At 64.7% G+C, this 24,007-nt stretch carries 23 protein-coding genes; 14 read left to right on the top strand and 9 right to left on the bottom strand.

Translation table 11 applies throughout. The features are described from left to right. Positions 1 to 68: 68 nt before the first annotated feature. Positions 69 to 1,772, bottom strand: coding sequence for a single-stranded-DNA-specific exonuclease RecJ (gene recJ / locus ACEQZD_RS11330; protein ID WP_370185526.1), 1,704 nt, complete (start codon positions 1,770 to 1,772; stop codon positions 69 to 71). Positions 1,773 to 2,064: 292 nt separating this feature from the next. On the opposite strand from recJ, the gene fadB reads away from it, so the two are divergent. The 4 genes from fadB to ACEQZD_RS11310 all read left to right on the top strand — a co-directional run bounded on the left by fadB (position 2,065) and on the right by ACEQZD_RS11310 (position 6,123). Continuing rightward, positions 2,065 to 4,215 carry a fatty acid oxidation complex subunit alpha FadB gene (gene fadB, locus ACEQZD_RS11325; protein WP_335628757.1) on the top strand — a complete coding sequence of 717 codons (2,151 nt, stop codon included), beginning with the start codon at positions 2,065 to 2,067 and terminating at the stop codon, positions 4,213 to 4,215. Between the two features lie 24 nt (positions 4,216 to 4,239). Continuing rightward, entirely contained in the window at positions 4,240 to 5,415 is a 1,176-nt protein-coding gene (fadA, locus tag ACEQZD_RS11320) for an acetyl-CoA C-acyltransferase FadA (protein WP_370185524.1), read from the top strand. Between the two features lie 154 nt (positions 5,416 to 5,569). Then, positions 5,570 to 5,827, top strand: coding sequence for a type II toxin-antitoxin system ParD family antitoxin (locus tag ACEQZD_RS11315; RefSeq protein WP_370185522.1), 258 nt, complete (start codon positions 5,570 to 5,572; stop codon positions 5,825 to 5,827). Continuing rightward, entirely contained in the window at positions 5,827 to 6,123 is a 297-nt protein-coding gene (locus tag ACEQZD_RS11310) for a type II toxin-antitoxin system RelE/ParE family toxin (RefSeq protein ID WP_370185520.1), read from the top strand. Before ACEQZD_RS11315 ends, ACEQZD_RS11310 begins: the two co-directional genes overlap by 1 nt. Here ACEQZD_RS11310 and ACEQZD_RS11305 read toward each other — a convergent pair. Beyond that, positions 6,120 to 7,985, bottom strand: coding sequence for a DEAD/DEAH box helicase (locus ACEQZD_RS11305; protein WP_370185518.1), 1,866 nt, complete (start codon positions 7,983 to 7,985; stop codon positions 6,120 to 6,122). The two genes, ACEQZD_RS11310 and ACEQZD_RS11305, sit on opposite strands and share 4 nt — an antisense overlap. A 563-nt stretch (positions 7,986 to 8,548) precedes the next feature. On the opposite strand from ACEQZD_RS11305, the gene ACEQZD_RS11300 reads away from it, so the two are divergent. From ACEQZD_RS11300 to ACEQZD_RS11285, 4 genes are all read left to right on the top strand, one after another. Next, positions 8,549 to 9,268, top strand: coding sequence for an RNA polymerase sigma factor (locus ACEQZD_RS11300; protein WP_370185516.1), 720 nt, complete (start codon positions 8,549 to 8,551; stop codon positions 9,266 to 9,268). Positions 9,269 to 9,313: 45 nt separating this feature from the next. Continuing rightward, positions 9,314 to 9,946 (top strand): hypothetical protein, encoded by a 633-nt coding sequence (locus ACEQZD_RS11295; RefSeq protein ID WP_370185514.1) that lies wholly within the window; start codon positions 9,314 to 9,316, stop codon positions 9,944 to 9,946. Positions 9,947 to 10,019: 73 nt separating this feature from the next. Then, positions 10,020 to 10,358, top strand: a complete 339-nt coding sequence (locus ACEQZD_RS11290; protein WP_370185512.1) for a hypothetical protein — start codon at positions 10,020 to 10,022, stop codon at positions 10,356 to 10,358. A gap of 1 nt (position 10,359) precedes the next feature. Continuing rightward, positions 10,360 to 10,791, top strand: a complete 432-nt coding sequence (locus ACEQZD_RS11285) for a DUF2231 domain-containing protein (protein ID WP_370185510.1) — start codon at positions 10,360 to 10,362, stop codon at positions 10,789 to 10,791. Between the two features lie 76 nt (positions 10,792 to 10,867). Here ACEQZD_RS11285 and ACEQZD_RS11280 read toward each other — a convergent pair whose 3' ends face one another. Together ACEQZD_RS11280 and ACEQZD_RS11275 are read right to left on the bottom strand one after the other, a co-directional pair. Next, positions 10,868 to 11,320, bottom strand: coding sequence for an SRPBCC family protein (locus ACEQZD_RS11280; protein WP_370185508.1), 453 nt, complete (start codon positions 11,318 to 11,320; stop codon positions 10,868 to 10,870). A gap of 109 nt (positions 11,321 to 11,429) precedes the next feature. Further along, positions 11,430 to 12,713, bottom strand: coding sequence for a hypothetical protein (locus ACEQZD_RS11275; protein ID WP_370185506.1), 1,284 nt, complete (start codon positions 12,711 to 12,713; stop codon positions 11,430 to 11,432). Positions 12,714 to 12,931: 218 nt separating this feature from the next. Here ACEQZD_RS11275 and ACEQZD_RS11270 point away from each other — a divergent pair, with 218 nt between their 5' ends. From ACEQZD_RS11270 to ACEQZD_RS11250, 5 genes are read left to right on the top strand one after another with little or no spacing between them, the layout of a single operon-like run. Further along, the gene (locus ACEQZD_RS11270; protein WP_335628764.1) at positions 12,932 to 13,567 is read left to right on the top strand and encodes a penicillin-binding protein activator LpoB; all 636 of its coding nucleotides are present in this window, start codon (positions 12,932 to 12,934) and stop codon (positions 13,565 to 13,567) included. Further along, a complete protein-coding gene (locus tag ACEQZD_RS11265) occupies positions 13,551 to 14,786 on the top strand; it encodes a hypothetical protein (protein WP_370185504.1) in 1,236 nt (411 codons plus the stop codon). Before ACEQZD_RS11270 ends, ACEQZD_RS11265 begins: the two co-directional genes overlap by 17 nt. Then, on the top strand, positions 14,783 to 15,229 hold the full coding sequence (locus ACEQZD_RS11260) for a hypothetical protein (RefSeq protein ID WP_194855853.1): 447 nt from the start codon (positions 14,783 to 14,785) through the stop codon (positions 15,227 to 15,229). The genes ACEQZD_RS11265 and ACEQZD_RS11260 overlap by 4 nt, the downstream gene beginning before the upstream one ends. Beyond that, the gene (locus tag ACEQZD_RS11255; RefSeq protein WP_370185502.1) at positions 15,226 to 16,071 is read left to right on the top strand and encodes a hypothetical protein; all 846 of its coding nucleotides are present in this window, start codon (positions 15,226 to 15,228) and stop codon (positions 16,069 to 16,071) included. The genes ACEQZD_RS11260 and ACEQZD_RS11255 overlap by 4 nt, the downstream gene beginning before the upstream one ends. Positions 16,072 to 16,101: 30 nt before the next feature. Beyond that, the gene (locus tag ACEQZD_RS11250) at positions 16,102 to 17,043 is read left to right on the top strand and encodes a PDZ domain-containing protein (RefSeq protein WP_370185500.1); all 942 of its coding nucleotides are present in this window, start codon (positions 16,102 to 16,104) and stop codon (positions 17,041 to 17,043) included. On the opposite strand, the gene ACEQZD_RS11245 is transcribed toward ACEQZD_RS11250, so the two are convergent. The 3 genes from ACEQZD_RS11245 to ACEQZD_RS11235 all read right to left on the bottom strand — a co-directional run bounded on the left by ACEQZD_RS11245 (position 17,016) and on the right by ACEQZD_RS11235 (position 22,252). Next, entirely contained in the window at positions 17,016 to 18,410 is a 1,395-nt protein-coding gene (locus tag ACEQZD_RS11245; protein WP_370185498.1) for a PepSY-associated TM helix domain-containing protein, read from the bottom strand. The genes ACEQZD_RS11250 and ACEQZD_RS11245 overlap by 28 nt on opposite strands. After that, positions 18,410 to 20,572: a TonB-dependent receptor gene (locus tag ACEQZD_RS11240; RefSeq protein WP_370185496.1), complete on the bottom strand. Its 2,163-nt coding sequence runs from the start codon at positions 20,570 to 20,572 to the stop codon at positions 18,410 to 18,412. The genes ACEQZD_RS11245 and ACEQZD_RS11240 overlap by 1 nt, the downstream gene beginning before the upstream one ends. A gap of 87 nt (positions 20,573 to 20,659) precedes the next feature. Continuing rightward, a complete protein-coding gene (locus ACEQZD_RS11235; protein WP_370185494.1) occupies positions 20,660 to 22,252 on the bottom strand; it encodes an ABC-F family ATPase in 1,593 nt (530 codons plus the stop codon). 128 nt (positions 22,253 to 22,380) lie between these two features. Between ACEQZD_RS11235 and ACEQZD_RS11230 the strand changes: the two genes are divergently transcribed. After that, on the top strand, positions 22,381 to 23,040 hold the full coding sequence (locus ACEQZD_RS11230; protein ID WP_370185492.1) for a YoaK family protein: 660 nt from the start codon (positions 22,381 to 22,383) through the stop codon (positions 23,038 to 23,040). Between the two features lie 39 nt (positions 23,041 to 23,079). Here ACEQZD_RS11230 and ACEQZD_RS11225 read toward each other — a convergent pair whose 3' ends face one another. Together ACEQZD_RS11225 and ACEQZD_RS11220 are read right to left on the bottom strand one after the other, a co-directional pair. Then, complete coding sequence (locus ACEQZD_RS11225) at positions 23,080 to 23,493, bottom strand: hypothetical protein (protein WP_194855845.1); 414 nt, start codon at positions 23,491 to 23,493, stop codon at positions 23,080 to 23,082. A gap of 152 nt (positions 23,494 to 23,645) precedes the next feature. Further along, positions 23,646 to 24,007: phosphoadenosine phosphosulfate reductase family protein (locus ACEQZD_RS11220; protein ID WP_370185490.1), on the bottom strand; the 362-nt coding region annotated here is incomplete at its 5' end.

Below are 24,007 nucleotides of genomic sequence, written 5' to 3'. Positions count from 1 at the left end.
AATCGGGTACAACACGCCGGGGCGGCGCGAACGGCAATGCTAGCAAAGTGCCCGCGGGGAGGCACCTGTTACGCGGGTCTGAGGTGCTCGAAGAGCAGCTGCGGGTTGCGGTTGCCGCGGAATTCGTTCACTTCCAGGCGGTAGACGCCGTACACCCGACGCAGGCGGTCGCCGAGCTGGTCCAGGTCGGCGTTGAAATGGATGCCGTCCACCACCCCGCCGCAGCCGGGCAGGCCCAGGGTGAGCTTGAGGTGGCGCTCGCCGACCACGCGGCTGTCCAGCACCTCGAACTCGCCGTCGAAGCGCGGCGGCGGGAAGCCCTGCCCCCACGGGAAGCGGTGGCTGAGGAGTTCCGCGGTGTCCAGGCAGAGGTCCGCTTCCTCCAGGGCGCCGTCGGTTTCCACCACCTCGTCGAACAGGTCGGCGCCGGCCACCGCCGCCACCGCGTCCCGGAACGCCTCGGTGAAGGCCGGCAGATGGTCGGCGCGCAGGGTCATGCCGGCGGCCATGGCGTGGCCGCCGAACTTGTGCAGCATTTCCGGGTGGGCGGTGGCCACCGCGTCCAGCACGTCGCGCAGGTGCAGGCCGGGTATCGAGCGGCCGGAGCCCTTGAGCATGCCCTTCTCGCGGGCCGGGGCGAAGGCGATCACCGGCCGGTGCACCGACTCCTTGACCCGCGAGGCGAGGATGCCCACCACCCCTTCGTGCCAGTCCGGGCCGTGCAGGCAGAGCGCGGCGGGCAGCTCGCGCTCGCGCAGCCGCGCCACTTCCAGCATGGCGGCGTCGCGCATGCCCTGCTCGATGCCGCGCCGCTCGCGGTTGATGGTGTCCAGCTCTTCGGCGAAGCGGCGCGCCTGTTCCTCGCTGTCCGCCAGCAGGCACTCGATGCCGTGGCTCATATCGGTGAGGCGGCCGGCGGCGTTGAGGCGCGGCCCGGCGGCGAAGCCCAGGTCCGCCGCCACTACTTTGGCCGGGTCGCGGCCGGCCACGCGCAACAGGGCGCGCAGGCCGGGGCTGCCCTTGCCGGCGCGGATGCGGCGCAGGCCCTGCTCCACCAGGATGCGGTTGGCGTCGTCCAGGATCACCACGTCGGCCACGGTACCCAGGGCCACCAGGTCCAGCAGGTCGAGCACCGGGCTTTTGACGCCCAGGCGGCGCTGCACCGCCAGCAGTAAATAGAAGGCGACGCCGACGCCGGCCAGGTTGCGGGCCGGGAAGCCGTCCTCGCACAGGCGCGGATTGACCAGGGCGTCCGCGTCCGGAAGTTGGTCGCCGGGCAGGTGGTGGTCGGTGATCAGCACGCGCATGCCGGCGGCCCGGGCGGCGGCCACGCCGTCGACGCTGGCGATGCCATTATCCACGGTGATGATCAGGTCCGGGGCCAGGGTCTCCCGGGCCAGCTCGACGATCGCCGGCGACAGGCCGTAGCCGTACTCGAAGCGGTTGGGCACCAGGTAGTCCGGGCGCCGGAAGCCCAGGCCGGCCAGCCCGCGCACCATCAACGCGGTGGCGGTGGCGCCGTCGGCGTCGTAGTCGCCCACCACACAGATGCGCCAGTGCTCGTCGCGGGCCTGCTGCAGCAGGTCCACCGCGGCGCCCAGGCCGTTGAAGCCGTCCGGGTGCGGCAGGCGGCCCAGGCTCAGCTGCAGCTGCTCTTCCCGGGTGACGCCGCGGGCGGCCAGCACCCGGGCCAGCAGCGGCGACACGCCGGGCCAGTCGGGCACGGTGTCCAGGGTACGGCGGCGGATCTCGGGAAAAGGACGTGCGCTCATCAATTCAGCCTGGCGGAAAGACGCGGCAAGGGTCCGCATAGACGCCTCCCGAGTCAAGATACTCCGGGCCCGGCTTGCTGTATCCTCCTCATGGCTGAAAGCGCCGGTGGTTGAAAGACCCCGCCCCGCACCCAATACAGGCGGGAAGCGGGCTTGCAACGACCGGCAAGTCACAAAAAGGGACTGAATGTATGCCCTTTGCTTTCATATACTTGGCGCCCCCGAGTGAGGAACCACAGGCTCACCAAGGCGGCTGGCCGGCCGCATACTTTGGGACTGGAGAGCAAACGATATGATTTACCAAGGCAACGCCGTAAGCGTACAACTGCTTGACGACGGGATCGCCGAACTGAAGTTCGACCTTCAGGGCGAGTCCGTGAACAAGTTCGACCGTGCCACCCTGGAAGACCTGAGCAAGGCCACCGAGGCCCTCAAAGGCAACGACCAGGTGAAGGGCATCGTCGTCACCTCCGCGAAAAACGTGTTCATCGTTGGCGCGGACATCACCGAATTCACCGAAATGTTCGCCCAGGACGAAGCGGAGATCGCCAAATGGTCCCGCCAGGCGAACGACATCTTCAATGCCTTCGAAGACCTGGACGTGCCGAAAGTGGCCGCCATCAACGGCTTCGCCCTGGGCGGCGGCCTGGAAATGTGCCTGGCCTGCGAATTCCGAGTGATGAGCGAACAGGCCCAGGTGGGCTTCCCGGAAGTGAAGCTGGGCATCTACCCCGGTTTCGGCGGCACCGTGCGCGCGCCGCGCCTGATGGGCGTGGACAACGCCATTGAGTGGATCTCCGCCGGCGGCCAGCACAAGCCGGAAAAAGCCTTCAAGGACGGCATGGTGGACGCGGTGGTCAAGCACGACGACGTGCGTGACGCCGCCATCGACCTGGTCAAGCAGTGCCTGGCCGGCAAGATCGACTTCCGCGCCAAGCGCCAGGAAAAGCTGGAGCCGCTGCCGATGCCCCCGATGGAGCAGATGATGGCGTTCCAGACCGGTTCCGCCATGGTCCAGCAGCAGGCCGGCAAGAACTACCCGGCGCCCATGGAAGCGGTAAAATCCATGCAGAAAGCCGCCGGCATGAAGCGCAACGAAGCGCTGGACGTGGAGTCCAAGGGCTTCGCCAAGGTCGCCAAGACCCCGCAGGCCACCGCCATGGTGGGTCTGTTCCTGGCCGACCAGCAGGTTAAGAAAGTGAACGGCAAGACCGCCAAGGCCAGCCGCGAGATTAACAACGCGGCGGTACTGGGCGCGGGTATCATGGGCGGCGGCATCGCCTTCCAGTCCGCCCTGAAAGGCACCCCCATCGTCATGAAGGACATCAAGGCGGAAGCCCTGGACCTGGGCATGAACGAAGCCTCCAAGCTGCTCGCCAAGCGCGTCAGCAAGGGCAAGATGGACGCCGCCAAAATGGGCAAGACCCTGTCCATGATCCGTCCCACCCTGAGCTACGGTGACTTCACCAACATCGACGTGGTCGTCGAGGCGGTGGTCGAGAACCCGAAGATCAAGCAGTCCGTGCTGGCGGAAACCGAGGAAGTGCTGGGTGACGACGCGGTGCTCGCGTCCAACACCTCCACCATTTCCATCACCCGCCTGGCGGAAGCCCTGAAGAAGCCGGAGAATTTCGGCGGCATGCACTTCTTCAACCCGGTGCACATGATGCCCCTGGTGGAAGTGATCCGCGGCGAGAAGACCTCCGACGAAACCGTCGCCACCCTGGTCAAGTACGCCCAGAAGATGGGCAAGAACCCGGTGGTGGTGAACGACTGCCCCGGCTTCCTGGTGAACCGCGTTCTGTTCCCCTACTTCGCCGGCTTCGGCATGCTGGTGCGCGACGGCGCCGACTTCCAGCAGGTCGATAAGGTGATGCAGAAGTTCGGCTGGCCCATGGGCCCCGCCTACCTGCTCGACGTGGTCGGCATCGACACCGGCGTGCACGCCGCCGAAGTGATGGCCGAAGGCTTCCCCGACCGCATGCAGCACGACTTCAAGGACCCGTCCGAGATCATGTTCGAAAACGAACGCTATGGTCAGAAGAACGGCATCGGCTTCTACAAGTATGAAGAAGACAAGAAGGGCAAGCCCAAGAAGGTGGTCGACGAGAAGACCTACGAGCTGATCAAGCCGATGGTCACCGGCGAGTCCAAGGAGTTCGACGCCGACGACATCATCGCCCGCATGATGATCCCGATGTGCACCGAAACCATCCGCTGCCTGGAAGACAACATCGTCGGCTCCGCCGCCGAAGCCGACATGGCCATGATCTACGGCATCGGCTTCCCGCCGTTCCGCGGTGGCCCGCTGCGCTACATCGACAGCATCGGCACCAAGGCGTTCGCGGAACTGTGCGACAAATACGCCCACCTGGGTAAGCTTTACGAAGCCCCCCAGATGCTTAAAGACAAGGCCGCCAAAGGCGAAGCCTTCTTCGCGTAAGGCACGGGCAAAGGAGATTTTGAAATGAGTTTGAATCCGAAAGACGTTGTCATCGTCGATGCCGTGCGCACCCCGATGGGCAAAAGCCGTAACGGCCAGTTCCGCAACGTGCGCGCGGAAAAACTGTCCGCGCTGCTGATCCAGGCGCTGATGGCGCGCAACCCCAACTGGAGCATCGAAGAAACCGAAGATGTGATCTGGGGCTGCGTGAACCAGACCAAGGAACAGGGCATGAACATCGCCCGCAACATTTCCATGCTGGCCGGCCTGCCGCGCACCAGCGCCGCGCAGACCGTGAACCGCCTGTGCGGCTCCTCCATGCAGGCCCTGCACAGCGCCGCCCAGGCCATCGAAACCGGCAACGGCGACGTATTCGTGATCGGCGGCGTGGAGCACATGGGCCATGTGGCCATGGACCACGGCGTGGACCTCAACCCCGAGCTGTCCAAGTACACCGCCCGGGCCTCCAACATGATGGGCCTGACCGCGGAAATGCTCGGCCGCATGCACGGCATCACCCGTGAACAGCAGGACCAGTTCGGCGTGCGCTCCCACAAGAAAGCCTGGGAAGCCACCGAACAGGGCCGCTGGAAGAACGAGATCGTGCCGATCGAAGGCCACGACGCCGAAGGCCGCAAGGTACTCTGCGAAATCGACGAGACCATCCGCGCCAACGCCAGCCTGGAAGACATGACCAAGCTGCGCCCGGTGTTCGACCCGGCCAGCGGCTCCGTGACCGCCGGCACCTCCTCGGCCCTGTCCGACGGTGCCAGCGCCATGCTGGTGATGAGCGCCGAGCGCGCCCAGGCCCTGGGCCTCAAGCCCCGCGCCAAGATCCGCAGCATGGCCGTGGCCGGCTGTGACGCGGCCATCATGGGCTACGGCCCGGTGCCCGCCACCCAGAAAGCCCTGAAGCGGGCCGGCCTGACCATCGACGACATCGACTACGTCGAGCTCAACGAAGCCTTCGCCGCGCAGTCCCTGCCGGTACTGAAGGACCTCAAGCTGCTCGACAAGATGGACGAGAAGGTCAACCTGAACGGCGGCGCCATCGCCCTGGGTCACCCCCTGGGCTGCTCCGGCGCGCGCATCACCGGCACCCTGCTCAACGTACTGGAAGGCAACGACGGCCAGATCGGCCTTGCCACCATGTGCATTGGTCTGGGTCAGGGTATTGCCACGGTGATTGAGCGGGTTTAAGTCTTCCCGCTTCCTTCACTGATAGTGATATGAAGAAGCCCCGGCGGGTTTTCCCGTCGGGGCTTTTTATTGGGCGGCGGCCTCTAAAACCAAGGATTGACAATCTTTGCAGCCCGTCTAAGATTAGCTCAATCCCCCTTCCAGGAGAGTGAACATGCACATCTCACTGACCCCGGAACTCGAAGCCCGCATCAAGGCTAAGGTGGAAAGCGGTCTTTACAACAACGCCAGCGAAGTCATCCGGGAATCTCTGCGTTTCGTGGAAACTCATGAGGAATGGATCAACGAACTCAAACTGGCTCGGCTGCGTGAACAGCTTCAAGAAGGCATGGTACAATTGGACCAAGGCGACGGCATGCGCGTTGACAGCAAAGCCAACCTCGACGACCTGTTCGAAGACCTGAAAGCTTGATGGCTCTGTCGTTACTGGTTTTACCCCCCGCCGCCCGGGAGGACTTGCGTGCCATCTACCAATACGGATCACGCCAATGGGGCAAACTCCGATCCGACGAATACATGAGCTCGCTCAAGGACAAACTCTGGCTGCTACCCCAGCAACCGGAGATCGGCAAAGCGCGGCCCGAGCTATTGCCTGACGTTCGCAGTGTGTCCGTTGCCAGCCATGTCATTTTCTATCGAGTCCAGGGGGAAGAGTTGCAGATCATCCGGATTCTTCATGGCAGACAGGATGTCGCTCGGCACTTTTAATCGTGCTCAGAAAACCGTTCCACGAACCAATTCTCACCGCTTCCCGTGAGTAACAGCTGCCGCCGCGCCCGTGTCATTCCCACATAAAGCAGCCGCACCTCATGCTCCTGATCCTCTTCGTCGTTTTTTAAGCTCCCCAGCCCCGCCAGCACCACGCTATCGAACTCCAACCCCTTACTGCTTTGCCGAGTAAGCAGAGCCACGCGGTCAGCGCTGGCATCATAAGCACTTTTTTCTGTCTTACCCTTCAACCAGCAACAGGCTATCCCTTTGGCTTTTATTTCTTCGTGTATTACGCCAGCCTGCCAATTGTAGCCATACACCACAGCCATGCTGTTAAGCGGTTTGCCTTGCTTGTGCCATTTGCTAACACAACGGGCGATATAGGCAGCTTCCTCGCTGAAATGATCAAAGCGGCGAAATTGAGGCGCGGGACCGCTGGTACCGGCCACTTCGGGCGCGATCAGCGGAATGTGGTCGTCGTCGGCATCCTGGGCTTGCAGAAAATCCTTGGCGAAGTCGTAGGCAAAACTAAGTATCTCGCGGGTGTTGCGGTAATTGAGCCTGAGGATGGTGGTGCGCCCACGGGCCTCAATGCCGGCACTGGACAGGGGGAATTTCAGGCTGCGCTTTTTGTAGATGGACTGGGCGTCGTCGTAAAGCAGGAGCAGGGAGTTGGTGTCCGGGTCGATCATCTGAACGATAAGCTTGAGCCATTCCTGTTCGAAGTCGTGGCCTTCGTCGATCATTACCGCGCTGTATTGGGCGCGGGGTATCTGGTCTGTCTCCACACCCTGAATGACGGTTTCCACTTCCCGCTCCCAGTGGGGTGCCGCGCCTTGTATCAGGTCCACGTTGTAGGTCTTGCGCTGCAGGCCGCACCATTCGTGGAAGTGGTGCACCTGCACTTTTTCCTCGATGCCTTTTTCGGCGATGAAGCTGCGCAGCCGGGCAGCGAGGGTGATGTTGAAGCAGAGCACCAGAATCGGTTTGGTGACGGCCTGGGCCAGGTGCAGGCAGCGGTAGCCGAGGATCAGGGTTTTGCCGGAGCCGGCGACGCCGTGGATGACGCGGTGGCCTTCGCCCATGCTTTTGGCGAGCTGTTCCTGCTGGAGATCCATGACGCGGACGATGTCCGGGATGACCAACTCCGTTCCTACGCCGGTTTGTCCATCGGCCGGGTCGTCGTCCTGGTCATCCTGGTCGAACAGGGTTTGCTGCGGGGCGTTGATGCGGATTTCCGGAAAGAGCTGCCAGCGGATGCGGTCGATTTGCGGGAGGGTGAGCTTTTCGCCGAAGGCGTATTCGAACATGCCCCAGAGCCGCGCCTGGAACACTTCCGGGTCGGCGGTGGCGGTCATTTCGTCCTTGCAGATCAGGCGATGCGGCGGCAGGACCAGTTCCTGGTCCGCTTCGTCGATGGCCTCGTTCCATTGTTTTCGGGTGATATTGGGGAAGACCACCCCATAGCCCCACGGAAAACAGAGATTGCCTTTGAAGCGCCCGTCGGTCTGCATCAGGTGTGGGTCGCGCTGCAGGCGATTCACGGCCACCAGGGCGTACTGGCGCGCCTGCTCCAGCGGGTTGCTGACGGTTTTCAGGCCCTGCGGGGTATATATCTCGGCGTCACGCGGGGTAAGACGCTTGAGGGTGTCCAGCTTCCAGTCCTTCACCTCCAAAAACAGCAGGCCCCGGCCGGGGTGCAAGATAATGTAGTCCGGGTAACGGCGCTGGCGGCCCAAGGGGATGTCGTACCAGACGGTGTAGTCGTCTTCGAGCAGGCTTTCCAGGCGCTGGCCCAGTCGCCGTTCGCCCGGTGTCATGCCGCGAATAGTGCCGAGGCTGGGGATCACCGTCGCCATGCGGCTTGCCCCCGGCGAACAACAGCGTGGCGAGTATGTAACCAGGGCCCGGTGAAAGGCCAATAGGCGCGCTTACGGACAGACACCCCTTTCCCCCTAAATCACTGTTTTTTTTCGCCGCGCCTCTTTGGGCTGGCTATTATTTTTGTGATGCAGTTCCGAAGTTACATCATCCAGCGACACAAATAAATGTAGGGAACCGACTACTGCTCGAGTCATGTGTCTTGAAGGGGTGGAACCTCAAGTCGGTTGGCGAGGCCTGAAGGGTTTTATTCGGTGGGATAGTTTCGGCACTTGTAGCTTGGGGAGGCTGCTGCGCTCACTCTTCGTCGCCCAGGAGGCCGGGCCAGGGATTACCGGACAGCGACGGCTCGTCATTGCTATGGAAGGGTGCGTTGCGTTCATTCCCCAGCCCTCTTTTGCCCTCCAATACAAGGACGCGTGTCGGCGAATCGTGTTGCCGGTCTCACGGGTGTAGGAGTCTGAATTTGTCACCTTTTCCGTTAGCTTGCGTCCAATAAGGTAATAATCAAGAAAAGAGCCATCAACGGGAGGGTCTCAGCATGGTCTCTTCAGCGGCCAATCCCCATGAGCCACTAGCCGATTTGAGCGATAACGGATTGGTAGAGCAGGCGCGCCAGGGGAACGGCGCGGCCTTCGAGCTGATCGTACGTCGCCATAATCAGGCCTTGTTTCGCGCCGCCCGGGGAGTGCTCGACGACGAAAACCAGGCGCAAGACGCGGTACAGGAGGCGTATTTGAACGCCTTTAAGCGCCTGGATTCCTACCAGGGGCGCGCCTCACTCAAGACCTGGTTGACTCGCATCGTTGTCAATCGGTCTATCGATATCAAGCGCCGAGAAGGCCCGTTGATATCGCTGGACGATAAGGTCGCCCTTCTTCACAGCAAGCAAGCCGAGGAGGGCGGCATGGCATCCTATATCGCCGACAAACACACCCCGGAAATCGCTGCCAACCAGCAGGAAATGAAACACCTGCTGGAAGCCGCCATCGCTCGTCTGCCGGAAATCTATCGTAGCGTTTTCATGCTTCGGGCCGTAGAGGGCCTATCGGTAACCGACAGCGCTTTTTGTCTGGATATTAGCGAGGTTCTGGTTAAAAAACGCCTGTCCCGGGCTCGTGATTTGCTGCGCCGGGATCTGATACAGCGGATGGAAGTCCAGGCATCCGACGCCTTTGAGTTCGCCGGCAAGCGCTGTGACGCCGTTACCTATCATGTGATGGCTGAGCTGGCCCGTCGAGGAATGATCAAGCCAGGTTGATTCGGCCAGTCATTGATTACGTTTTTAAAAATAAGGAGAAGGTCCATGAAAGCGACGACGCTCTTTCTGACAGCCGGCATGGCTGTGTTTTCCGCCAGCCCGGTAGTGGCGATTGCCGCCGATCACACAACGCCCGCTGAACACGGGCATTCCACAATCAATATGTTTGGCGGTGCCTCGTATCAGGGTGAACCGGCGCTGGCGGTGACCGCCGCGCTGATCAAAGCGGGTGGCGGTGCCGGCGACTTCAATTTCGCACACGCTCTGGTAGCCATGCTCGGTGAAGACACCGTGAACGCCGAGATAGCCAAACTCACCAAACAGTATGGCGAAGCTGAGGTGAATACCTTTATAGGAGGTATGGACACGACCATCGCCTACGCCCTACAGCGTGCCACCGAAGCCGGTATCAGTCTGCCCGAACCGGTCGATCTCTCCGGCGCCGCCCTGGCGAAGACACTGGTTAATGCCGGCGTCGCTCCGGATGGTACATTCTGGAGCGGTTACTTCTTCGACCATGCGATCTCCCACCAACTGCATAACCAGGTAATGGCGGATATCAATGCCAACGTGAGCTATGAGGCCGACAAGATCACTCATAAGATTTTCAACCAGGCTATGTATGACGTCGCCCAGGCATTGGGAATGAATGACGTGAAGTTGGCGGAGCTGCACTAAAGGGCGCCGCCGCTGCCCTGTCGCCTGGCGACGGGGCAGCCCATGTCGACCTATAAACATAAAGGAGAATGCCATGTTGGCTTTTGCTGTGATCATCTTTGCCCTGGCTGCCGTTGGCGGGCTGGTTCTTGCCAGCCATGTGTTGCGCGGTCGCCTGGCGCCCTGGGCCCTGTCACTGGCGCATGCGCTGTTGGGGGCCGTTGGTTTGGTCACTTTGGTTATCATGCTGATGGAGGGCGATGCCGGTCAGCGTCTGATTGCCGCCTTTGCCCTTCTGTTGGTGGCGGCCCTGGGTGGCTTCTTCCTGGCCTCGTTTCACCTGCGCGGGAAGTTGGCGCCCAAGGGCGTGGTGGTATTGCATGCCGGCCTCGCGGTGATCGGTTTCTTGACGCTTCTGAGCCTGATGATCTGACATGCGCCATCCCTTGCACCCCGCTCTGGTCCATTTCCCGGTTGCCTGCTGGTCATTGGCGGTGATGGCGGACTTCGCCGGGCTCTGGCTCGGCGAGCCCGCCTGGCGCTGGTCGGGCGGGCTGCTTGTGGTGGGTTGTGTGATGGCCCTCGCGGCCATGCTCGCGGGCCTGTTTGAACTGCCCCGTGTGCCTGAAGGTTCCGCGATGCGGATTGCTTACTGGCACATGGGGGTGATGCTCGTCGCCGGCACTCTGTTTGGCGCACGCCTGCTGCTGCGGCTGGAAGGTTTACGTCCGTTGGCGCCGAATACGGTTTCCTTGTTGTTGGATGCGGGCGGTTTCATTTGTTTGATTGCCGGTGGCTGGCTTGGTGGCAAGCTGGTTTATCAGCACGGCGTCGGGCGCGCCGACCAGGCGGCGCCCGGAAGTTGAGCAAAAGCCACAAGACGGCCTGTTAATTGCTTTTACCGATCAAGAAACATGGCCGCCCTCTTGCTTCGTTCCAGCCTCACTCCTCGTCCGGAATTTCCGGATCGACCAACTGCGCCAGCTGGATCAGCGACTCCTGCCAGCCCTGGTAGCACATCTCCACCGGGATCACTTCCGGCACGCCTTCCTGAACAATGTGCAACTCGGTGCCGCAGAGCACGGCTTTCAGGGTGACGGTGACCTGCATCTCGCCGGGGAGGTTGGGGTCGTCGAACTGGTCGGTGTAGCGGATGCGTTCGTTGGGCTTGAGCTCCACGTAGGTGCCGCCGAAGGTGTGGCGGCTGCCGGTGGTGAAGTTGGTGAAGGACATGCGGTAGCCGCCGCCTTTGCGGACGTCGCTGTCGTGCATGGTGGCGGTGAAGCCGAAGGGTGGCAGCCATTTGACCATGGCGTCCGGGTCGGTGAAGGCACGGTAGAGGCGGTCCGGAGTGCCGCGCAGGACGCGGTGCAGGCGGATGGTTTGGCCGGTCATGGGGTCTCTCCTTTGCTGTGGATACCCCTGGTCGAACGCCGAATCTGGATTTCGACAACCGGTCCGTCAGGGCGCGCTCGCGAGCACGCCCTGACTGCTGGCCCCTCTCCTAGGGGAGCGGCACAAATGTTTGTGTTGTGCCTCGACGGCCTTCGTGGACGTGCTCCCAGGTGGCTTTCACCGTGGGTTGGGCGTCGCTCAGATCGATGGTGGCATCGACCAGGTAGCCGCTCATGGACAGGGCCATCAGGCGGAGTGTCCGGCCATCGGTTTCCACGATCTCCGCGGCTATTAGATCGCCGAACTCCAGGTCGTTTTGCTCCTTCGAGGAAGCCGGCGCCCCGGCGACACCGCCCTCTGACCCCCTGGATCCGAACGGCGCGCCGTCCAGATCGTCGTCTGTGTCTTGGATGACAAACGGGGCATCATCGTTCTCGCCGATACCGATGGCCAGGGGCAGAAGATCGGCGAAATCCCCGGCCAGCGCCTGATCGTAGAGCGGATCGAACGCCAGGCGGCGGGTGGCTTCAAAGCGCGGATAGTCGCTGCCATCCGGACTTCCGGAAGCACGGCCATCCGCCATCGACGCTTCAATGAAATGGGTCGCGGCGGTGGTGCCGTCGATTTTGAAACCTTCACCCTGACCCGATGTATTCAACCAATTCGCCGACTCTTCAAAGCCGGTGGCGGCGTATCGGCCATCGGTGGATCGGTTGGTGCCGTAGGCGGCGCCTTGCCGGGTCACCAGGAACGTCATGCCGGTAAGCGCGTTCCCGGCGTGGCGGACGGTACCGCGATAAAGCCCGGCGTTGGTCAGATGCAGCGCCATGACCACGTGATTCTGGGCGTCAGGCGCCGCGACCAGCGGATAGGGCCCACCGGGCAAATCGGCGGTGAGCATGTCCAGCGCGGAGGCGATGGCGGTTTCAAAGGCCACCGGATCCAGGCTGAAGTCGATGGCCAGGCCCAGATCCAGATGCGAGGCCGGGTCGATCTGGATGCCGTTGGTCAGGTCCTGGTCGGCGTCCAGGCTGATCAGGAAGCGGCTGATATTGGTCACGGTGTTGTCGTTTTCGTCGGCGCCGTCGCCGGCCAGGTCCGCCGGGGTGATGAACACCGTATTGCCGTTCACCACGGCGTCGCCCAATTCAATATCGCCGATCAGAAAGCGCGCCGTGGCGCCGTCCGGGCAGCGCAGCACGCCCTGTTCGCCGGTGGTTTTGGTGCTTGAAGAGCCGCAGGTGTAATGCAGGCCGGTGACGGCGTTGTCCACGAAGTGCGCGGTGCGTGTGGCGGTACCGCCGCCGCTGCTGCTGGAGCTGCTTGATCCGCCACAACCGGTGATGGCCAGGATCGCGACGACAGCCGCCCCGGCGAGAAAGGTCTTATCCATGTTATCCCCCAAATTCCATGTCAGCGCGCCCTTGCTGTTATGCGGTCCTGGGCACGTCGTTGCATAAGTCTAGGGATGGCCCACGGGAATGCTGTGATCCAAAACACACTCCGCTTACCCCATATGGGGTATGCGCGCCCTGCTCTGCCCTGGCTACTCTTGCCCGCATGGGGACGCCGGTGTCTGTCACCGGCGCATACAACAAGACGGAGCAGGACATGAAGAGACGTCATCTGATGGCGGGCCTGGGGGCCCTGATGGTGATGGGGGGATGCACGCCGTCCTCGCAGGTGGATAACGTGGCCGGCCAGGCCTCGGTGTACGAGGACCCGTCTTCCTCGGGCCGCGTTCAAGGGGTCGGCATCGAGTCCCAGGACGTGGTGGCGATGACCGACGAGATGATGCGGGACATGCTCTCCAACCGCATTCTGGCGGCGCGGGACGTGCCGCCGCGGATCATCATCGACAACGAATACTTCAAGAACGAAAGCTCTTCGATCATCAACACCAACCTGCTCACCGACCGTCTGCGCGTGGAGCTTAACCGCGCCGCCAACGGCCGGATGGTCTTTGTGGGCCGCCACTTCGCGGACATGGTGGAGAAAGAGCGCGAGCTCAAGCGCGACGGCGCCGTGGACGGCGGCACCATCCGCCAGACGCAGGCCACCGCCGGCGGTGATTACCGGCTGGGCGGGCGCATCGCCTCGCTGGACGCCATGGACCGCAACAGCCAGACGCGCTCGCGCTACCACCAGGTGACGTTCGAGATGATCGACCTGGAGCTGGGCACTATTGTCTGGAGCGGCTCTTATGAGATGAAGAAGGCGAGCCAGGACAATGTGCTTTATCGCTAAGGCCGGGGCGCCGCTGGCCGCCGCCTTGCTGCTCGCCGGTTGCGCCACCGGGCCCACCCAATACGAAACCCGCGCCCTGGACCCGGACCAGCAGGCGGTGGTGGCGAGCAAGCCCGCCGCCCTGCAGCCGCTCTACCAGGACCTGTTCGAGGAAGGCCGCCGCAACGAGGTACTGAACCTGATGGAGATCGGCGCCGCCGCCTTCCACCGGGGGCACTACGACCTCTCCAAGGCGGCGCTGGACCGGGCCATCGCCAATATCGAAAGCGTCTACGCCGACAACGAGGCGGCCCACCGGGCGCGCAGCCTGTGGTACGAGGAAGGCGAGAAGGACTTCAAGGGCGAGCCCTATGAACGCTCCATGGTGTTCTATTACCGGGGCCTTCTGTTCCTGCGCGACGGCGATTACGGCAACGCCCGCGCCAGCTTTATCAGCGGGCTGCTGCAGGACGCCTTCGCCGAGGAGGAGCAGAACACCACGGATTTCGCCTCGCTGATCTATCTGGCGGGCTGGTCCGCCAAGCTGGCCGGCAGTAACACCCTGGCCGAGCAGCACTTCGAAGAGTACCGGCAGTTCCGCCCGGACGGCCCGGTGCCCGCCGCCGACCACAACACCCTGGTGATCGCCGAAACCGGCACCGCGCCGCGCAAGCTGGCCGACGGCGTCGGCCATTACGAGCTGGTCTACCGGCGCGGCAAGCGGATCCGCGCCCAGGGTGCGGAGCTTATGCACGGTGGTGACAGCGTCGCCCTGTTCCCGGTTGAGGACGTGTTCTTCCAGGCCTCCACACGGGGCGGGCGCACCGTGGACCGCATTATCGAAGGCAAGGTGCAGTTCAAGAAGAACACCCAGGCCACCGGCGACGTGCTCACCGCGGCCAGCGGCAACAGCGCCGTGGCCGGCCTGAGCATGGCCGCCGGCGGCGGTCTGGCGGCGGGCTTTCATACCGTGACCGCCATCGGCGTGGCCGCCCAGGGTTTGTCCGCGCGTTCGCGCACCGAGGCGGACACCCGCTACTGGCAGCGCCTGCCGGACGGCCTGCATGTCACCACCCTGCGTCTGGCGCCCGGCGCCGGGCCCCTGGAAGTCCGTTTCCTGGACGCGACCTCGCAACCGCTGCCGGACGGCACCGAGACCGTGCCCGTGCATTTCGATGACCGGGGCAACGGCCTCGCCTTCGCCAGCAGCCGCCCCACAGAAGAAGGAAAGCCACTATGAAAACCCTGATCGTCAGCGCGCTGCTGGCCGCCGGCCTGGTCGTCACCGGCTGCCAGAGCAGCATGAGCAAGGAAGAGTTTCAGCAGCGTACCGAAGACACCGGCTACAACACCGTGATCTTCACCGACTACGACCTCAACCGGCGCTTCAAGGACGGCCTCACCGGGCCGGACAACGTGATGCGCCTGTCCACCACCGGCCACGGCATCGAGCGCACCGACACCGGCACCTCCCAGGTGTGGGTGGAGCTGCGCAACCACACCGACTTCAACTACATGGTGGAAGCGCGCACCTCGTTCTACTCGCAAAGCGGCCGCCCCCTGGACGCCCGCCCGGTGTGGCGGCGCATCTCGGTGCCGGCCAACGCCCGCGCCGTGTACGAAGAAAAATCGGTCAGCACCGACCGGCTGCAATACCGCGTGGAAGTGAGGCAAGCACGATGAACCGACAACGGCTGATCCGCTTCGCGGCCCTGGGGACGGCGTTAGCGCTGGCCGGCACCGCCGCCGCCCAGACCGATCACGCCCCGGCGCCGATGATGGCCCCGGCCAAGGCCCCGCTCAGCGAGGAGGCTTACCGGGAACAGCAGGCCCCGGGCGGCCGCCGGGACGACGCCGACACCATCACCGCCCGCTTCCGCGACCGCTTCAGCGGCGACGGCGAAGCGCGCATCGCGGTGCTGTGGAACGAGGCGCTGTCCAGCCGGGTGAGCGACTGGCAAAGCCGGCAACGGGCCACCGTGGGCGTGCGCGGCGAGTTTGAAGCGAGCGGCCCGGACGGCGACAGCAAGGGCAACGCCCAGGGCCAGGCCACCGCGCAGAACGAATACCGCGATGGCGAACGCCCCACGGATAACCGCGCCGCCCACGAGCTGCAGTCCGGGCTGATCACCACCTTCCGCAGCGCCGGCGCCAGCGTGGTGGACCGCGCCCTGGCCGCGCGGCTCACCGACAACGCTCTGGAAGACGGCAGCTTCTCAAGGCTGTCGCCGGACAACGCCCGCCTGCGCATGCGCGCGCTGGCGGAGCACGCCGACTTCGTCATGGAGCTCACCGCCGGTCCCTCCTTCGAGGACCAGCCGGTCTACCAAGTGCGGGTGTTGTCCACCCGCGACGCCTCGGTACTGGCGGTGTTCACCAGCACCGGCCGGCGCGACAACGACGAAGACCCGCCCTACCAGTGGGTGGCCACGGATCGGGGCTATCAGAAACGGGTACAGCCGGTGTCCCTGGCCGAAACCGGCCGGGAACTGGCGCTGCAGACCATGGCGCGCATGGCGCCGTAACAACATCAATCAAGCAGTAGGGGAACGACGATGACTTTTTCCACCAAACACGCAATGCGCTACGTAGTGCTGGCGGCGGCGCTGGCCACCCTGGGGGGCTGCGCCACGCCGCAACAGCAACAACAGCAGTTGCAACAGCAGCAGCTTATCGCCGCTAAGATCCAGCAAATGCGGGCCCAACAGGAAGCGGCCAGCCAGCCCGGCCAGATCGGCGTTCTGATGGATACCAACCAGGACGGCAGCGTCACCGTCGCCGGCATCGCCCCGGGCACCGACGCGGCGGAAAGCGGCGACCTGAAAGTGGGTGACCGCATCACCGCGGTGGCCGAGGAAGGCGCCGAGCCGGAATCCCTCACCGGCAAGAGCTTCTTGCAGACCGTCGGCCTGATTCGCGGGGCGCCGGGCAGCCAGGTGCGGCTGATCGTCACCGAGGGCGACAGCAGCCGGGAAGTGAGCCTGACGCGCGCTGAATTGTCCGAGCAGCAGGCGCAGGCCCTGGCGAAAATCAAACAAGCCAAGGCCGAGGAACAGGTCGAAGGCCTGGCGATTGAAGACAACTCCGGGGAATACCTGAGCCCCTACACCAGCGACGGCGTCACCGCCGAGTGGGTGAACAAGGCGATCAACGCCAAGATGGGCTCGGCGGCGGGCTCCGCGGTGGGCGCGGCGGCCGGTGCCTACGCCGGACGCAAAGCCCTGGAGAGCGTGCCGGGCGGCAGCCTGATCGGCAGCTTCTTCGGTGGCATGGCCGGTTCCAAGGCGGGCCAGAACGTGGGCCGCGACGCCGCCATCGAAGCCTCCGGCGGCTGGGACTACATTCGCCAGACTTCCGACCTGTCGTTCCGGTCGCTCAACGACATGGCCCGCTGGATGACCACGGTGCACGGCCAGAAGAGCAACTTCCAGGAAGTGCTCAACGCCACCCTGCAGGTCTACCCGGAGCTTCAGCCGGCGCTGGCCAGCGCCCGCTGAACGCGGCGCCGGAGCGCGTCCACCGCCAGGATCACCGCCAGGCTGGCGCCGGCCAACGGCAACAGCGCCAGCAAGGTGATCAGCAACGCCAGTAAATAACGGCGCGGCAACGGGGCCCTGTCCGGGCCCCGTCCCGGCGGCGGCGCCAAGCCGCCGGGTGGCCGGCGCCGCCACCACATCACCACGCCGGTGATCACCAGCGCCACGATGGCGACACAGGTGAGCAGCATGAGCCCCTGGTTGGCGACGCCGAAGTAGTTGCCCATGTGCAGGGCGACGCCGTACTCCACCGCTTTGGCGACGGCGCCGTAATCGTCAAACCCCACCTCCAGCAGCACCTTCCCTTCGTCGTCCAGATGCAGCGTCCGTTGCCCCTGCGGCCGCGCCGGATAGGTATAGGCGCTGTACGGCTCGCCGGCCCCGGCGGGAATCGACAGCCGATAGCCGTACGCCAGCCCCCGTTCGGCCAGCGCCCGGTGCACCCGGTTGATCGCCGCCGGGCGGGTGTCCGGCAGCGCGCCGCCGTGGTGGTGCGCGTGCGGGTCCGCGCCGGCGCCGTTGTCCGGCAGCGGCGCCTGCAACAAGGCCCAGGGCGCTTCGCCAAGAGTATCGAGTAGCGTCTTGCCGTCACCGCCGCCGTGGTGGCGCAGTTCGGGTGGGTAGCCCAGGCCCAGGGCGTTGCTGGCCGGCGCCAGCACCCGGTCGCCCCAGAAGCCCGCCCAGGGCAGGCCGGTGACGATTAGAAAGACGATCATCACCGCGGTGTAGGCGCCCACCAGGCGGTGCACCTCCCGCCAGCGGCCGCGCCCCTGGCGGCGCCGGTCGAAGCGGAACGCCCTGCCCTTGCGGCGGCCGCGCGGCCACCACAGCCACAGCCCGGTGACCACCAGCACCAGCGCCCAACTCGCCGCCAGCTCCACCAAGGCGTCGCCACCCTCGCCCAGCAACAGCGACCCGTGCATGCGGTCGGCGAAGCCGACCAGGGTGTGGCTGTAAATCAGGTCGCCCAGCACGGCGGCGTCGACGGGGTCGACGAAGGCGCGGAAGGGTTCGCCCCCAGCGGCGGGCGTGACGAACGCCATGGCGGTGCGGCCCGGTGTCACCGGCATGTCGATGCGGGTGACGGTGGCGTCCGGGTAGTGATCGCGCACCGCCGCCACCAGATCGCCGGCGGGCAAAACGCGGTCGCCTCCGGGGGCGAAGCGCAGTTGCGGATAGAGCCGGTCGTTCAGTTCATCGTTGAACAGATAGATGGCCCCGGTGACCGCCAGCATCAACAGGAACGGGGCCGTGAACAGCCCCGCGTAGAAGTGCCAGCGCCATGCCGTGGCATAGCCGGTCGCCGCAGGGCGGCGGTCGGCGGCCATCAAAAGCGGCCGGTCCAGCCCAGTTCCACGGTGCGCGGCGCGCCCACGTAGACCTGGGTGGGGCTGTAGCCGGACCAGTCGACGTAGAACTCGTCGGTGAGGTTGCGCCCGCGCAGGGTCAGGGTGCCGTTGGCCAGCGGGTAGCTGACCCAGGCGTCCAGCAGGGTGCGCTCGTCCACCCGGTACTCATTGGCGGTGCCGGTGTAGAAGTCGCCGGTGTGGCGCACCGCGCCGCCCAGGGTCAGCGGCAGCGCCGCCAGGGTGTAGGCGCTGCTCAGGTTGGCGGTGGTGTCCGGCACGTTGGTGAGGCGGTTGCCGGACAGGTCCTCGCCGCCGGCGCCCAGCAATTGATCGTATTCGGCGTCGTTCCAGGCGCCGTTCAGGTTGACCCACCAGCGCTCATGGGGGCGCACCGTCAGGTCCACTTCCACGCCTTCGGCCTCGATGCCGCCGCCCTGCACGGACAGCGCCGGGTTGGCCGGGTCGCGGGTGACGATGTCGTCCTGGCTCAGGCGGTACACGGCGGCGGTGAGCGTGACCCGGTCACGCCACAGGTCGGCGCGGGCACCCAGTTCCGTGGCGCGGCCGTCGCTGAGATCAAAACGCGCGTTGGTGGGGTTGCTGAGCAACAGGCTGCCGATCGGCGACGACGCCTGGTTGTACTGGGCGAACACCTGCACGTTGTTGGTCAGGTCGTAGACCGTGCCGAGCCGCCAGGACAGGTCCTCGAAGGTCTGCCCGAAGGTGTCCCGGGTGCCGGCGCTCAGGTCGTCGATGCCCCGGTCCAGTTCCAGATATTCGTAGCGCAGGCCACTGACCAGCACCCAGTTGGGGGTCAGGTTGAGGGCGTCTTCCAGGAACACCGCGCCGCCGGACACGGTGCTGTCGAAGTCAGCCCGCGAGCCATAGTTGGCCGGGCTGTTTGGCGGCATCTCACCGCGGTCCGGGTTGAACGGGTCCACCGGGGTGGTGTCGCCGAAGCGGCGGCGGCTGTCGAAATCGGTGTACTGGTATTCGGCGCCCACCACCAGGCGGTGACGGCGCTCGCCCAGGTAACCGTCGTGGACGCCGTAGAAGCGGTCGGTGGCGAAACGGTGGTGGTGGTTGATGCGGGTGGTGAGCCGGTCCAGTTGCCCGGTGGCGTCGTTGTAGGTGAAGTCTTCCGAGTTGGCCCAGTCCCGGTTGGCGTTGTAAAAGCTCAGCTCGTTGACCAGCCGCCAGGTGCCGCTGAGCTGATAGTCCGCCTTGGTGCGCAGCCACTGGCTGTCGGCGGTCATTTCGCCGTCGCGCACGTTGTAGTTGTTGTCGCGGATCGCTTCGTCCAGCACCAGGCCGCCGCCGGAGACCACGTCGCTGGGATCGCGGGCCACGTCCTCGGGCAGCAGCGGCGCGCCCTGATAGGGGGTGGCGTAGCGGTCGCTGTACAGATCCAGGGCGGCGCTCAGGGTGAGACGGTCGCTGGCCTGGATCAGGATGCCGGTGGTCAGCGCGGTGGTCTCGGAATCGGTGTCGTCCACATAGCCGCTGCTCCGGCCGTGGCTGAGGTCGGCGCGCACCGCCACGTTCGGATTGACCACCCGGTTGGTGCCCACGCCCAGCCGCAGGCTGTCGTGGCTGCCGTATTCCAGCATGCCGTCGTGACGGTCGCCGGCCAGGTCCGGCTTGCGGGTCACCAGGTTGAGGGTGCCGCCCAGGGCGCCGGTGCCGTGCAGCACCGAGGCCGGGCCCTTGAGCACCTCCACCCGTTCCAGGTTCCAGGTGTCCAGGTTGCGCGACACCAGCGACGGGTCGGCCACGCGCACGCCGTCGAACAGATAGCCCACATCGGTGAGCCCGCGCATCGACACCGAGGCCGGCGAGCCGGGAATGTTGCCGGCGGCCACGCCGGGGGCGCTGCGGTACAGTTCGATCAGATTGCGCAGGCCGAGCTGTTCGATGTCTTCGCGGTCCACGGTGCTCACCGTGGCCGGGGTCTCGCGCTCACTCAGGCCGAGACGGCCGTCGGTGGTGGTGGGCGTCACCGGGGCGGCGGCGTCGTCATCGACGCGCACCGTCTCCAGCTGGTGGCCGGAGGGTGCCGACCAGGCGGCCGGCGCCAGTATGGTCAGGGCGATCGCCAGGGGGGCGTGGCGGGAAAAGCGGGACCGGGCAACAAACAACACTGGGGCCTCCAGGCTGGCACATCGAGAGTGTGCGCAAGCCTAGCGGCCCGGCGGGCAAAGGGAATGCGGCAAATTGTCGCGGTGCGCTCAGGCGACGCCCTGGCTGCGCAGGTAGTCCTCGTAGCTGCCGTGGAAATCGACGATGCCGGTGGGCGTCAGCTCGATGATGCGGGTGGCCAGGGACGACACGAACTCACGGTCGTGGCTGACGAACAGCAGCGTGCCCGGGTAGTTTTCCAACGCCAGGTTGAGCGACTCGATGGACTCCATGTCCAGGTGGTTGGTGGGTTCGTCCAGCAGCATGATGTTGGGGCGCTGCAGCATGATCTTGCCGAACAGCATGCGGCCCTGCTCGCCGCCGGAGATCACGTTCACGGTTTTGTTGATCTCGCTGGAGGAGAACAACAACCGGCCCAGGGTGCCGCGAATGATCTGCTCGTCGTCGCTTTCCTTGCCCCACTGCTGCATCCAGTCGAACAGGTTCAGCTTGTCCTCGAAGTCGGACGCGTGGTCCTGGGCGTAATAGCCGAGGGTGGCGTTTTCCGACCACTTCACTTCACCGGCGCTGGGATCCAGGTCGCCCATCAGGCAGCGCAGCAGGGTGGTCTTGCCGACACCGTTGGGGCCGATGATGGCGATGCGCTCGCCCACTTCCACGCGCAGATCCAGGCTGGAGAACAGCTCTTCGTCATCGAAGCTTTTCGCCAGGCTCTTCACTTCCACCGCGTTGCGGAACAGCTTCTTGTCCTGCTCGAACACGATGTAGGGGTTCTGGCGGCTGGACGGCTTGATGTCCTCCAGCTTGATCTTGTCGATCTGTTTGGCGCGGGAGGTGGCCTGCTTGGATTTCGACGCGTTGGCCGAGAAGCGGCTGACGAACTGCTGCAGATCGGCGATCTGCGCTTTCTTCTTGGCGTTGTCGGCGCGCTTGCGTTCCAGCGCCTGGGTGGCGGCGGTCATGTACTCGTCGTAGTTGCCCGGATAGACCCGCAGCTCGCCGTAGTCCAGGTCCGCCATGTGCGTGCACACGCTGTTCAGGAAGTGGCGGTCGTGGGAGATGATGATCATGGTGCAGTCGCGCTGGTTGAGCACGCCTTCCAACCAGCGGATGGTGTTGATGTCCAGGTTGGTGGTGGGCTCGTCGAGCAGCATGATGTCCGGCTCGGAGAACAGCACCTGGGCGAGCAGCACGCGCAGCTTCCAGCCCGGCGCGATCTCGCTCATGGGGCCGAAGTGCTGGTCCACGGGAATGCCCACGCCGAGCAGCAGATCGCCGGCGCGGGATTCGGCGGTGTAGCCGTCCAGCTCGGCGAACTCGGCTTCCAGCTCGCCGGCGCGCAGGCCGTCTTCCTCGGTCATCTCCGCCTTGGCGTAGATGGCGTCGCGCTCCTCCTTGACCTTCCACAGTTCGTCGTGGCCCATGATCACCGTGTCCACCACGGAATACTGTTCGTAGGCGAACTGGTCCTGGCGCAGTTTGCCGATGCGCTCGTTGACGTCCTTGGACACGTTGCCGGAGGACGGGTCCAGGTCACCGCCGAGAATCTTCATAAAGGTGGACTTGCCGGAGCCGTTGGCGCCGATCAGGCCGTAGCGGTGGCCGTCGCCGAATTTCACGGAGACGTTCTCGAACAGCGGCTTGGCGCCGAACTGCATGGTGATGTTGGCGGTGGTGAGCAAGGTCGGGTTCCGAATTGGTGTGGCGTGGAGGGGCGAAAAGGGGGCGGATTATGCCACAGAGCCTGGTTCGGGTCACACCGGGGCTTTGCTATGATGTGTCTTTTACATCCCGTCATAAGGACAAGCCATTGCTCACCCGCCTGCCCCGCTGGGTGGAGGTCGGCGCTTTTTTGCTGGCCTTTCTCGCCGGCAGCGTCAACGCCGTGGGACTGCTGGGTTTCAGCCACCAGTCGGTGTCGCACCTGACCGGCACCACCTCGTTGCTGGGGCTGGCGCTGGCGGATCTGGCGCTGACCCAGGCCGGCCACCTGCTGCTCACCCTGATCAGCTTCCTGGCCGGCGCGGCCCTGAGCGGCGTGCTGATCCCTAGCTCCGCCCTGAAACTGGGCCGGCATTACGGGTTTTCATTGCTGATCGAAGCCGCGCTACTGGTGATGGCGATGCTGACCCTGCAACAGGGCAGCGATCTGGGGGTGTATCTGGCGTCCATGGCCTGCGGCCTGCAGAACGCCATGGTGACCACCTACAGCGGCTCGATTATCCGCACCACCCACCTGTCGGGCATCTTCACCGACCTGGGTATCATGCTCGGCAATCGGCTGCGCGGTGTGCCGATAAACGGGCGGCGGCTGTTGCTGTTCCTGTTGTTGATCGGCGGGTTCGTTTGCGGTGGCCTGGTGGGAACCCTGCTGTTCCGTGGGCTGCACTTCACCGCCCTGCTCGTACCCGCCACTCTGGCGGCGCAGCTGGCCAGCGTGTACTGGGTCTACAGTCGCCGCTACCGGTAACGCCCCACCGGCCGCGCAGCTCCTTGGCGGGGCCGCCCCTCACTCCTCGATCACCACCTCAATACGCCGCCGCACACGCTGCTGGCCGACGTCGTCGTAGCTGAAACCACCCACACGGTGGCGTCCGGGGCGCAGCACCACCGTGGAGCGCATCCGCCGCTCCAGCGGCGCGATACGCTCGTCCAGCAGGGCGATATCCAGATGGTAGAGGTCCGCGCCCTCGCGGCGAATGTCCACGCGATGATTGTCGCCTTCGCTGTGCCAGTGCCGGCGCGTGGCGGCGTCGCGCAAGCGCAATTCCGTTATCCGGATGTCACCGCGCATCTCCTCGGTGACGGTAATGGCGGCGGCCTCCGGCGGAGCCGGTGCGCGAAAGACCCCACTGAAATAGCCGGCCAGCATCAGCGCGGTGAGCACCAACAGCAAGACGAACGCTACGGCGAAACGTTTCATGGCGTTGTCGACTCCCTTTGATCACGCCATGGCCCCGAAGGCCGGTCTTGATCATGGTACAACGCAGCCTAAAGGCGGAGCCATCAGCCCGGTCACCATAAAAACGCCCGGCGAAGCCGGGCTTTGAAAGGAGGCCAGAAATCAACGCGTTGTCAGAGGTGGATGCCGCACTCGGTTTTCGAGGAGCCCTGCCAGCGGCCTTCGCGGCCTTCGCCTTTCCAGGTGCAGTGGCTGCAGCCGATGGAGTGGTAACCTTCCTCGACCAGCGGGTGGAACGGCAGGTCGTGGTCGGCGATGTAGGCGTCGCGCTGCTCGCGGGTGACGTCGATCATCGGGTTGAACTTGATCATGCCACGGCGCTCTTCGAACACTTCCAGGCCGGCGCGGTGCTCGGTCTGCCAGCCCATCAGGCTGGAGATCCACAGGTCGTAGTGCTCCTTGGCGTCTTCCAGGGGCTGGACCTTGTTCACCTGGCAGCACAGATCGGGATCAGTGCGCCACATCTGTTCGTCCT

This window comes from Alloalcanivorax sp. (assembly GCF_964221125.1).
Classification (GTDB): domain Bacteria; phylum Pseudomonadota; class Gammaproteobacteria; order Pseudomonadales; family Alcanivoracaceae; genus Alloalcanivorax; species Alloalcanivorax venustensis.
The sequence above is the reverse complement of the archived record's forward strand: the minus strand, read 5'-3'. Positions and strand labels throughout refer to the sequence as shown.